Genomic DNA, 10,719 nt, shown 5'->3' with positions numbered 1-10,719 from the left:
TCGCCGAGCTGGTTGGTCAGTTGCGCGGTCTGGTCCAGGATGTCGTTGATGGTGCCGCCCTGACCCTGAAACACCGTGATGAGCGCGGTCGCGATGGTGTTGACCTTCTGCGGGTCCAGCGCCCGGAACAGCGGCTTGAAGCCGCCGATCAGCGCGTCCAGGTCGAGCGCCGGGGACGTTCGCGACACCGGGATGAAGCCGCCCGGGGGCAGGACCCGATCGGCGCCCTCGCCCTCGCCGCGCTTGAGTTCGAGGTAGCGGTTGCCGATCAGATCGAGGTAGCGGATCTGGGCCGTCGTCGACTGGTACAGCGGTATCGCGCGGTCGACGTTGAATTCCACCCGCGCCCGCCTGCCGTGGTCGACGAGCTTCACCGAGCTGACCTTGCCGACCTCGACGCCGGCGGCGCGAACGAATTGACCATTGCGCAATCCGCTGATGCTGGTGAACTCCGCCGAGTAACCGTAGGTGCGGTCGAACCGCATCTGGCCGAATACCACGACGATCATCACAGTGAAGACCAGCAGCACCAACGAGAAGATGCTGAGCCTGATAACGGTACCGGTGATTTTCATGGGTTGATCGTGTTATCCCCTACCTGGCGACCCCAGACGTACTCGATCGCATACGGAGAGCCGGTGTCGACGTGGTTGTACGGCGCGAGGCTGTTGGCGGTGTCCATCACCAACTCCGGAGCCGGCCACAGGTCATGGGTGATGTGCTGCCAGCAACCCGGCGCACCGCCCGGACCGCCGCGGGCGTTCACCCGGGGCAGGTTCTCGGGCCATATATACGGGTTCGGCGCGCCGCCCACCAGGGTGGCCAAGTTGCCCAGCGACGAGAGGCTCTGGGTCGGCAGGGCGAAGATGCCGATGAGTCCGACCAGGGTGACCGCCGAGAGCGGGTTCAGGAGCAGTCCCAAACCCGAAAGCAGCTCGGTGTGGGCGTTCAGCGAGTACCCGTTGCCGCCGAGGAACGTCCGCGCCGTCGGCTCTATGTCGTGATAGTTGCGGACGGTGCAGAACAGCTCCGGGCTGTAGGTGTCGAGCAGCTGGGCGGTGGGCACCAGGTCCTCGGCCCCGCGCGCCAGATACGGTCCGCCCCGCTGGAAGATGTCCGCGCCGGTGTTGCCGAAGCCCGCAGCGGACAATAGCGCCTGGTCGAGGTCCTTCTGCTGCTGGTTGATCGTGCGCGCCGTGACCACCGAACTGTTGAGGGCGTCCAGCAGATCCGGCGCGGCGTTGGCGTAGGTGTCGCCCAGCGCCGCCAGTCCCTGGATGTCGTGGCGGGCCTGCGGCATCTGCGGGTTGACGTCGTCGAGGACGGCGTTGGCGTTGACGATCGACTGCCCGAACCGCTCGCCCAACCCGGCCAGCGCCTGGGCGGCGGCGCTCAGCGTCAGGTTCAGCTTGACGGGATCCACCTTCTCCGAGATCGAGGTGATCGTCTGGAACAGCGTGTTGATTTCCGTGGTGACCGACCTGGCGTCAATCGTCGTCTTCGGCGAGATGCGCTGGGGCGACGGGTTTTGCGGCGTCGTCAACGACACGTATTTGCCGCCGAACACCGTGGTCGCCTTGATGTCGGCATTGACGTTGGCCGGAATCAGCTTGAGGTAGCGGGGATACACGTCCAGGGTGAACTTGGCCGCCGGCTTGCCGTCCATGGTCGTCTCGGAGATGTTGGCCACCCGGCCGATCTCCACGCCGTTGTAGGTGACCTTCGAGCCGGGGTCCATCACCAGTCCGGCGCGAGAGGCCAGCATTGTCAGCTTGGTCTTGGGCGTGAAGTTGCCCCTGAACTGCCCATAGACCAGGACAAGAGCCACGACACCGACCAACAGCAGCGCGAGGCCGGCCCACTTGTACGGCGGGTTCCGCGGGGCGTTGACCTTGCCGGGGCCTGTCGTGGTGGTCATGGCGGTTACACCGTGAGTGCGAAGTTGGGGTTGACGCCGTAGAGCGCCAACGCGGCGGCCAAAACGACTACCTGCACCGAGACCAGGGAGAAGCGCATCGATCGCCCGACGGCCTCACCGACGCCGACCGGACCGCCACCGGCGGTGTACCCGTAGAAGCAGTGGGTGATCATCACGACGGCAGTGATGATGATGGCCTCGACGAAGGACCAGAAGACGTCATCGGGGCGCAGGAACGTCCGGAAGTAGTGCTCATACGTGCCGTTGGATTGCCCGTAGAGCACCGTCGTCGTGATCTGCGGGGACAGGAACGACATGATCATCGCCAGCGCGTAGAGCGGAATGATCACCACCAGCCCGGCCATGATTCGGGTGGACGCCAAGAACGAGATCGACTTGACCCCCATGACTTCCAGGGCGTCGATCTCTTCGCTGATGCGCATGGCCCCGAGCTCGGCGGTGGCCCCGGCGCCGACCGTCGCGGCCATCGAGATGCCCGTCACGACGGGGGCGGCGATCCGCACGTTGATGAGCGCGGCGAAGAAGCCGGTGAACGCCTCGACCCCGATGTTCCCGAGGGAGGCGAAACCCTGGATCGCGACGAGGGAGCTACCGGACAGCGTCACGAAACCGACGATCGCGACCGTGCCGCCGACGACGGCCATGGCACCGGTGCCCATGCCGATCTGGGCGATCAGCCGCAGCGTCTCCTTGCGATAGTTGCGCAGCGCATGCGGGATGTTTCCGAAAGCGACCACGCCGAACCACGTCATCTGGCCGATGTCGTCGAGCGCGCGGCCCGCGGCACCGCCGTAGTGGTTGAGATTTTCTACTGCCCTCGGAAAGCGGGCGCGCAATACGGCAGCGGTCGACATGTCAGTGCCCCGTCCCAAATCGCACGCCGATCGTCGTCAGCACCACGTTGACCGCATACAGGGCGACCACGCAGAGGACCACCGTCTCGTTGACGGCGGTACCCAGCCCCTTTGACCCGCCGCGTACGGTGAGCCCCCGGTAGCAGCCGACCAGCCCGGCGATGAGCCCGAACACCGCGGCCTTGACGGTCGCGATCACCACCTCGGGCAGGCCGGTGATGGTGGTCAAGGTGGCCAGGTAGGCCCCGCCGGACACGTTCTGCAGGTAGACCCCGAAGAGATAGCCGCCCACCAGGCCGACGGTGATCACCAGCCCGTTGAGCAGCGTTGCCACCAGGGTCGCTGCGATCACCCGGGGAACCACGAGGCGATGGATGGGGTCGATGCCAAGGACCTCCATCGCATCGATCTCCTCGCGAATCGTGCGCGCTCCCAGGTCCGCGCAGATCGCGGTCGACCCGGCGCCGGCCACCACCAGCACCGTGGTCAAGGGGCCGAGCTGGGTGACGGCACCGATCGCCGCTCCGGCGCCGGACAGGTCGGCGGCGCCGAACTGGGCGAGCAGCACGTTGAGGGTGAAGATCAGCAGCACGGTCAGGGGGATCGAGACCATGATGGTCGGCAGGAAAGCCACCCTCATGATGAACCAGCACTGCTGGATGAACTCGCGCCATTGAAACGGCCACCGGAACAGTGCTCTTCCGGTCAAGACACACATCCGGAAGAACCCACCGACGAGGGTCAGCGGCGTCTGCAGCCGATCGCGCAGGTAGCTCACCAGGTATGGACCACGCGCCGACGTCGTCACCGCTGCCCCCTCACGCCGGCACCGTGTGCCTGCCAGCGCCGGGGCGGATCGTGTCGCACGCCTTGCCCCCTCGCTCCTGGGGAGCCGGGGGTGCCCCCACCGAGCCCCGACTCAACGACTGTGACCATCGGCTTCCTACCCGCAAGTAGTAACGGCGACCACAGGAATGTACCCGATGGTCGTGCAGGTGTGAACCGCATAGACACAATTAACCCTTCGTCGACAGTGAGCAAACGTTACGTTTCCGGTCGGCTCTCCCCTCTTGTCGTTGAATCTCCTGGTACAGAACGCTTTTCACTTCTAGCGGCGGTTCCGTAGCGAACTCGTAGTTCGGTCTTGAGGACCTTTCCGGCCGGGTTACGCGGCAACGCATCCACGATCTCGAGGGCCTTGGGGTGCTTGTAGCGCGCCAGTCGATCGGCCAGAAAGTCGGTCAAGTCGTCGAGCTCCATGGAGTCCCGGGTGATCGCCGCGACCGCGATCGGCACCTCGCCCCACTTCTCGTGGGCGCGGCCGATGACCGCGACTTCGACGATCCGGGGGTGGCTGGCGAGAACGTTCTCCACCTCGGCGCAGTAGATGTTCTCACCGCCGGAGATGATCATGTCCTTCTTGCGGTCCACCACCCACACGTAGCCATCCGCGTCCATTCGGACGAGGTCGCCGGAATGGAACCAACCCCCCGCGAACGCCTCCGCCGTGGCCTCGGGGTTGTTCCAGTAACCGCTCATCAATGTCGGTGCGCGGTAGACGATTTCCCCGACCTCGCCGACGGGCACGTCGTTCATGTCCTCGTCGACCACGCGGGCGGCGACCGTGGGGATCACCTTGCCGACCGATCCGCGCTTACGGATCGCATCCTCGCCGAGCAGCATGCACGTCACCGGCGACATCTCGGTCTGGCCGAACGCGGCCAGGATCTGAGTCCCCGGGAACGTTGCCGACATCTCCCGCAGCAACGCATCCGGTGCGGGCGCGGCGCCCCACGACATCACCCGCAGCTTCAGGTCGCGGGGCCGGGCTTGTTGCTCGGCGCACACGGCCTGCCACTGCGCCGGAACCAGGAAGAGGCCGGTGACCTTCTCCGTCGCCAACACGTCGAGCAGCTCCCCGGGGTTGAATGCGCCCGCGGGATATATCACGGTGGGAAGCCCGAGCAGCATGCCGGTCAGCAGGTTGCCAATCCCGGCGATGTGGAAAAGCGGGACGCCGACGAAGCCGACGTCGCTATTTATATTGACGCCCAAGGTGTAGAGCCCGGTCATCGTCTGCCCGGCCAGATTGGTGTGGGTGAGCACCGCCCCCTTCGGCCGGCCGGTGGTGCCGGAGGTGTACATGATGAGCGCCGGCGAGTCGTTTGGGATGTCGACGGGCCCCTGTGAGGCACCGACCTCGTTAATCAGCTCTTCGTAACCGAGGATGCCGGCGTCGGTCGAGTCGCCGGCGACGACGACCGTGTCAAGCAGGGCCTGCGTGTCCTGAATGTGCTTGACACCGGTGGCTACGGGGGCGAGGACCGATTCGGTGATCAGTACGCGGGCCTCGCAGTCCCGCACCAGGAAGGCGATTTCGGCCGACGTCAGCCGGAAGTTCAGCGGAACCGCGATGGCCCCGAGGTAGTTGATGGCCAACACCGACTCGACGAATTCCGTGCGGTTGAGCATCAGGACCATGACGCGGTCCCCGAAGCCGACTCCCCGGCGGCCCAACGCGTCACCCAGCGCGACGACGCGGCGATACAAGCTGCCCCAGGTGACGGTGTGGCCGAGGAACCGCAGGGCCGTGCCGTCCGGCTGCATCAATGCATGCCGCTCGAGTTGGTTGACCCAGTTCTGCCGCCGCGCCAGGTACGGCTGCTCGTGAAGCAGTGCGGCCCGGGTCGGGTGGCCGGCCAGTTGCGCGGTCAACTTATGCCTCCCCCTCACCTCTCGCACCGCTTGCGTCAGGTTGATATTTGATAAAACATGGTGTTGTGTGGGTCACACTATGGCTTTGACGTCTGCCTGACAAGACCCCGGCCAAGCCCCGCCAAGCCCTGAAAGGCCCTGGCAGCTCCCGTGAACGCACCGATATTTTCCAGGCCGAGGACTCGGCCGCGCCTGCGCCGGGCACAGCTGTCCGACGAAGTCGCGGGGCACTTGCGTGCGGCGATCATGTCCGGGACCTTGCGGCCGGGGACGTTCATCCGACTCGACGAGACCGCGGCGGAACTCGGGGTGAGCGTCACGCCAGTGCGTGAGGCCCTGCTGAAACTTCGCGGTGAGGGCATGGTGCAGCTCGAGCCGCACCGCGGTCACGTCGTGCTGCCGCTGAGCCGCCAGGACATCCAGGACATCTTCTGGCTGCAGGCAACCATCGCCAAGGAACTGGCCGCCGCGGCCACCGGCCACATCACCGATGCGGAGATCGGCGAACTCGACCGCATCAACGACTCGCTGGCGGAATCCATCGGGTCCGGCGACGCGGAGGCGATCGCCGTCATCGAGTTCGCGTTTCATCGCGTGTTCTACCACGCCAGCGGCAGGATCAAGTTGGCCTGGTTCCTGTTGAACGCCGCGCGATACATGCCCGTGCGGGTGTACGCGGCCGATCCACAATGGGGCGCCGACGCGGTCAACAGCCACCGGCAGTTGATCGCCGCACTGCGCCGGCGCGACGCCGCCGCCGTAATCGAGTACACGGTCTGGCAATTCACCGACGCGGCCAGTCGGTTGACCGAGATGCTCGAGCGCACCGGAGTGTTCGACTGGCCCGACGCTGTTACTCGACGGGCTGAGGGGCCGCTAGTTGGCGGATAGCTGCTCGGCGCGCTGCTTCAGGTTTTCCGCGAGCTGGTCGAGCACGTTGTTGAGCAGCGACTTCACCATGGGCGCGGGGATCGGCATGGTGGTCTCGACATCCATGTCCACCGTCAGCAAGCTCGACGCGCCCGTCTCCACGACGCTGAACAGCTGCTCCTGCTTGGAGAACAGATCACCTTGCTGCAGGACGGTCTGGATCTGGTTTGCCCCCGGGTAGTAGACGGCCTGGATGAACGTGCTTGACATGCCCTGAACCTCGGTGTCCAGGCGTAGCTGGCTGGGACGCCCGTCGTCGTAGCGGGCGAGCACCCATAGGCCCTTGATCCCCTCGTTCCACTGCGGATACGCCTCGAAATCGGAGACGATCCCCATGATCGAGGCGGCGTCGGCACTGACCTCGACGGTCTTGCTCAGAACTGGCATTGGCGAAGCATAACCGGGTGTGGTGGCGTCGAAACTGACCGCCCGGGGCGCGATTTGGGGGCTAGGGGTCCACGCAGGCCGTCTCGAGCAGCGCGCGGATGGCGTCCGGAATCGGGACCGGCTTGCGGTTGGTCCGATCGACGTAGACGTGCACCCAGTGCCCGAGCGCGGTGATCGGTTGGGCATCTTTCGCGGCTTCCGACTCCGCGGCGGAGCGAAAAACCCCCAACCGGTAGGTGACGCTGCTGCGGCCCAACCGGGTGACCGCGATGCCGACCGCGAGGCGCTCGGGGAAATGCAGTTCGATGAAGTAGCGGCAGCCCGACTCGGCGACGATGCCGAGGGAAGGCGTGGTGAGGGGGTCGAGACCGGTGGTGGTGTTGATCCAGGCATTGATCGCGGTGTCGAAGAGTTGGTAGTAGACGGCGTTGTTGAGGTGGCCGAACATGTCGTTGTCGGCCCATCTGGTCAGGACGGGCCAATGCACGGGGAAGTGCCGGCTGGTCAGGCCGTCGGGCGCGGGCGGGACCGCTGGAGCCGTAGTCATGGTTGTTGACTACCAGTAGCGCATGGCTCGCCGAAACAGGTCGGCCAGAACAGGTTTCGTCATCTCCCGCGGAGCGTTCTGCAGAAGGCGTTGCTGAGGGTAGGCGCCCTCCGTGAGGGCGGGCGCGTCGTCGTCGGTGTAGCCCACGCCGCTGAGCCCGTTCGGCATGTGCACCGCCCGCATGATGCGGATGAGTTCGTTGGCGAGCACCTCGCCCGCGTCCTCGGCGTCGGCGCCTCGCGTATCGGCGCCGAGCAGTCGGGCGCCCTCCAGGTGCCGCTCTGGGTTCACCTCGGCGGTAAAGCGGAACGCCGACGGTGCATTGAGAATGACGGCCATGCCGTGCGGCACGAGCGGCTCGTCGGCCGGGTAGCCGGAGGGGCGGAAGTCACGCACCAGTCCGGCTACCGCGTAGGCCATGCCGTGTGGTGCGTGCACGCCCGCGTTGCCGAACGCGATGCCCGCCAGCGTTGCCGCCCACATCATCTGCTCGCGGGCCTCGGCGTCGGTGGCGTCGTTGTTCGCACGCTCCAAGAACTGCCCCAGCAGTCGCAATGCCTCGCGGCAGCCCAGGTCGCTCCACGGGTTGGCGCCCTGACTCATCGGGCGCAGGCTGGGCCGTTTCGGCGCGGGCCGCCTGATGTAAGGCCGTGCGGTGTAGGACTCCAACGCGTGCGAGAGCACGTCGAGGCCGGCCGAGGCGACGACCTCGGGCGGCAGAGTCGCGGTGCAGTCGGGGTCGACGAGCGCCTCGGTCGGACGCAGCGCGTGCGAGGCGATGCCCGTCTTCGCCGACAGCGACACCAGGTCGAAGATCGCGATGCCGGTCACCTCGCTGCCCGTGCCCGCCGTCGTGGGGCACGCGATGTGCGGCTTGAGCGTGCCCGGTACGGGTTCGCCCTCGCCGACGGGCGCGTTGACGTAGGTCAGGAAGTCGGCGGGATAGGTGGTGTACAGGTTCGCGGCCTTGCAGGTGTCGATGACCGAGCCGCCGCCCAGGGACACGTAGCCGTCCGGCTTGCATTCTTGCGCGAAGCGCACCGCGTCGAGAAAAGACGCGTCGGTGGGCTCCACGTGTACGTCGGTGTAGGCGACGACGTCCATCCCGGCCGCCACCAGCGAGTCGTGGGCCTCGGCGAAAATGGGCAATCGGGCCACGGCTGCGTCGGAAAACAATGCCACCCGCCGCAATCCGAGAGCGCCGGCTCTGTCACCCACTTCCGCCAGGCAACCGCGCCCGAAGGTCACCCGCGAAGCGTCGACGGTGAAGGCGCCGTCGCAGTCCTCGGCGGCTATTGGGACATCACAGCAGGCCATCACTCCTCCTGAGCCGGTCGCGACGGCAATCTACCGCATACGCTCGGGTTCATCCCCCAAGCGCGTCGTAACTACGGGCGGCGCAGGGGAATTGGCGCCGGACATAGCGGCGAATGGCCATCGCACCGCAGTGTCTCGGTGGGCTCGACCGTCGGGCAGGTGAGTCCGGCCGCGTCAAGGGCGGCGTGCTTGAATCGCCGCGCGGCCGCGCTCAGCACATGCTCGGCCCGGATCATCGACCGGTCGACCCTCATGGGCCACCCCTCACCCCATACGGCGACCTCGGCCAACCGGTCGTCCAGGTACGCGAGCACCTTCTCCCGTAGCCCCGCATCGGCGGTGAACGCCTCGCCGCTGACCGCCAGGCACCAGCCCCTCGATCCCGCGAGGGCGAACCGCGCATCGGCGTCGAAGGCCTGCACCCCGAGGATTCGCAGCGCGCGGGTATCGGCTCCGGGCGGTAGCAGCGCGGTCACCTCCCAACCGGCCATCACCCGGTCACAGAGCCAACCCCCGGCAGACCGCACGATGTCGGCGACGCTAACGGCGACAACGTCCAGCCGGTAGCGCAGGCAGTCATCGTCTGATCGGATCGCTCGTGCGGGGGTAACCCGGCTGTTATGGCTGACGCCTAATGTTGGAATGATCATCGATCCGTTCCTGCGCTGCGTAACACGACTCACCGCCCAGCGTGACACTTGGGTACAAATTTGTAAAGCCGCGACGGACGGCTCAGGATTGGCGTCGCGCCTCGAGTTCTGCGAGAACTTCGTCGGTGTGCTGCCCCAGTTGCGGTGCGACAGAACGCGGCATCCACGGCGTGCCCTGGAAATCCGCCGGCGTGGCGACCATCGCGACGCTGGATTCGTTGTCCGGCACGTCGACGATCCCGCCCGCGGCGTGGAACTGCTCGTCCGCCACGACATCCTCCAGCGCGTTGACGGGCGACCAGAAGAAATCTTTCTCGCGCGCGAAGATCTGCGCCCACTCCGCGAGCGGGCGGGTCGCGAATATCTCGTCCAACTCGGCGATCAAGCGCATCGCGTGGGCGGCGCGGGCGCGGGCGTCGCGGAACTGGGGATCGTCGCACCACTCGGGGCGCCCCACGGCGCGACACAGCGCGGGCCAGTGGCGATCGGCTTCCAGCCCGACGATCCAAAAACGTCGCCCGTCGCCGGCGGTGTAGTTGTTCATGCACGGGTTGCCCATCGATTCGCGTTGTCCGACCGCGATCGGCTGGCCGGTCAGCAGATAGGTGTTGAGGTCGAAGCTCACGGTGTAGGCCCCTTGCCGGTACAGCGAGGTGCTCACCATTTGGCCCTTCCCGGTCCGCACGCGAGCGAGCAACGCCGCGCACACCGCGGCCGCCAGCGTCATGCCGGCCGAGTGGTCGCCCATTCCGCCGCGCTGGAACGGCGGCGTATCGCCGGGCCGAGTGAGCAGATGGGCCACCCCGGCGCGGGACCAGAAGGCGGCCACGTCGTAGGCGGCTCGATCCGCATCGGGCCCGGCCTCGCCGTAGCCGGTGATCAGGCCGTAGACCAGCCGGGGGTTGCGGGCCGAGACCGACTCGAAGTCGAACTCGAGACGCTTCAATGCCCCGGGCCGCACATTGGTCACGAAAACGTCAGCGTCGGAGAGTAATTCGAATGCGGTGTCGCGGCCGGCGTCGGTGGTGAGGTCCAGGACGATGCTGCGCTTGGACCGGTTGTCCATTTCGAACGGCGGATTGACCCCGAGATCGCAGCCCAGCATTCGACCGAACAGTCGCCCCGGATCACCGGTGGGCGGCTCGATCTTGATGACGTCGGCACCCCAGTCGGCCAGGATGCCCGCAGCGGCCGGTCCGGCCACCCAAACTCCGAGCTCGACGACCTTGATGCCTTCCAGCGGTCCCGCCATGACTCGGACAATAATCAGCGGCCCTAGAAGGGTGGATCGTCGGGCAGAGCTTCCGAGGCCGGGGACTCGGGTCGCCAGTCCGGCGGCAGCTCTTCCGGCTCGCGGGGGTCGTTGACCCATGTGCAGAA

General features: G+C 66.5%; 11 protein-coding genes. 1 reads left to right on the top strand and 10 read right to left on the bottom strand.

All coding sequences use genetic code 11. From position 1 onward, the window contains the following. The 5 genes from JO059_RS04375 to fadD5 form a co-directional block, all read right to left on the bottom strand. Positions 1-575 (bottom strand): MCE family protein (locus tag JO059_RS04375; RefSeq protein ID WP_293314885.1); only part of this gene is annotated, 575 nt, incomplete at its 3' end. Continuing rightward, complete coding sequence (locus tag JO059_RS04370) at positions 572-1,918, bottom strand: MCE family protein (protein ID WP_293314884.1); 1,347 nt, start codon at positions 1,916-1,918, stop codon at positions 572-574. The genes JO059_RS04370 and JO059_RS04375, both read right to left, overlap by 4 nt. Positions 1,919-1,923: 5 nt before the next feature. Next, positions 1,924-2,793: an ABC transporter permease gene (locus tag JO059_RS04365; RefSeq protein ID WP_293314883.1), complete on the bottom strand. Its 870-nt coding sequence runs from the start codon at positions 2,791-2,793 to the stop codon at positions 1,924-1,926. Between the two features lies 1 nt (position 2,794). Further along, a complete protein-coding gene (locus JO059_RS04360; protein WP_293314886.1) occupies positions 2,795-3,574 on the bottom strand; it encodes an ABC transporter permease in 780 nt (259 codons plus the stop codon). 263 nt (positions 3,575-3,837) lie between these two features. Next, on the bottom strand, positions 3,838-5,508 hold the full coding sequence (gene fadD5, locus JO059_RS04355) for a fatty-acid--CoA ligase FadD5 (protein ID WP_293314882.1): 1,671 nt from the start codon (positions 5,506-5,508) through the stop codon (positions 3,838-3,840). Positions 5,509-5,658: 150 nt separating this feature from the next. On the opposite strand from fadD5, the gene JO059_RS04350 reads away from it, so the two are divergent. Further along, positions 5,659-6,399 carry a GntR family transcriptional regulator gene (locus tag JO059_RS04350; protein WP_293314881.1) on the top strand — a complete coding sequence of 247 codons (741 nt, stop codon included), beginning with the start codon at positions 5,659-5,661 and terminating at the stop codon, positions 6,397-6,399. Here the strand turns inward: JO059_RS04350 and JO059_RS04345 are convergent. The 5 genes from JO059_RS04345 to JO059_RS04325 form a co-directional block, all read right to left on the bottom strand. Beyond that, the gene (locus tag JO059_RS04345) at positions 6,385-6,825 is read right to left on the bottom strand and encodes an SRPBCC family protein (protein ID WP_293314880.1); all 441 of its coding nucleotides are present in this window, start codon (positions 6,823-6,825) and stop codon (positions 6,385-6,387) included. The two genes, JO059_RS04350 and JO059_RS04345, sit on opposite strands and share 15 nt — an antisense overlap. Before the next feature lie 61 nt (positions 6,826-6,886). Next, positions 6,887-7,372, bottom strand: coding sequence for a thioesterase family protein (locus tag JO059_RS04340; protein ID WP_293314879.1), 486 nt, complete (start codon positions 7,370-7,372; stop codon positions 6,887-6,889). Positions 7,373-7,381: 9 nt separating this feature from the next. Beyond that, the gene (locus tag JO059_RS04335; protein WP_293314878.1) at positions 7,382-8,689 is read right to left on the bottom strand and encodes a hydroxyacid-oxoacid transhydrogenase; all 1,308 of its coding nucleotides are present in this window, start codon (positions 8,687-8,689) and stop codon (positions 7,382-7,384) included. 71 nt (positions 8,690-8,760) lie between these two features. Then, the gene (locus JO059_RS04330; protein WP_293314877.1) at positions 8,761-9,339 is read right to left on the bottom strand and encodes a hypothetical protein; all 579 of its coding nucleotides are present in this window, start codon (positions 9,337-9,339) and stop codon (positions 8,761-8,763) included. A gap of 82 nt (positions 9,340-9,421) precedes the next feature. Further along, positions 9,422-10,591 (bottom strand): CoA transferase, encoded by a 1,170-nt coding sequence (locus tag JO059_RS04325; protein WP_293314876.1) that lies wholly within the window; start codon positions 10,589-10,591, stop codon positions 9,422-9,424. Positions 10,592-10,719 lie beyond the last annotated feature (128 nt).

This window comes from Mycobacterium sp. (assembly GCF_019247615.1).
GTDB lineage: Bacteria > Actinomycetota > Actinomycetes > Mycobacteriales > Mycobacteriaceae > Mycobacterium.
The sequence above is the reverse complement of the archived record's forward strand: the minus strand, read 5'-3'. Positions and strand labels throughout refer to the sequence as shown.

What these genes read in the sequence shown, in the direction of transcription:
- JO059_RS04370 (WP_293314884.1), bottom strand. Translation starts at nt 1,918, where the DNA reads ATGACCACCACGACAGGCCCCGGCAAGGTCAACGCCCCGCGGAACCCG.
- JO059_RS04330 (WP_293314877.1), bottom strand. Translation starts at nt 9,339, where the DNA reads ATGATCATTCCAACATTAGGCGTCAGCCATAACAGCCGGGTTACCCCC.
- JO059_RS04345 (WP_293314880.1), bottom strand. Translation starts at nt 6,825, where the DNA reads ATGCCAGTTCTGAGCAAGACCGTCGAGGTCAGTGCCGACGCCGCCTCG.
- JO059_RS04365 (WP_293314883.1), bottom strand. Translation starts at nt 2,793, where the DNA reads ATGTCGACCGCTGCCGTATTGCGCGCCCGCTTTCCGAGGGCAGTAGAA.
- JO059_RS04335 (WP_293314878.1), bottom strand. Translation starts at nt 8,689, where the DNA reads ATGGCCTGCTGTGATGTCCCAATAGCCGCCGAGGACTGCGACGGCGCC.
- JO059_RS04325 (WP_293314876.1), bottom strand. Translation starts at nt 10,591, where the DNA reads ATGGCGGGACCGCTGGAAGGCATCAAGGTCGTCGAGCTCGGAGTTTGG.
- JO059_RS04340 (WP_293314879.1), bottom strand. Translation starts at nt 7,372, where the DNA reads ATGACTACGGCTCCAGCGGTCCCGCCCGCGCCCGACGGCCTGACCAGC.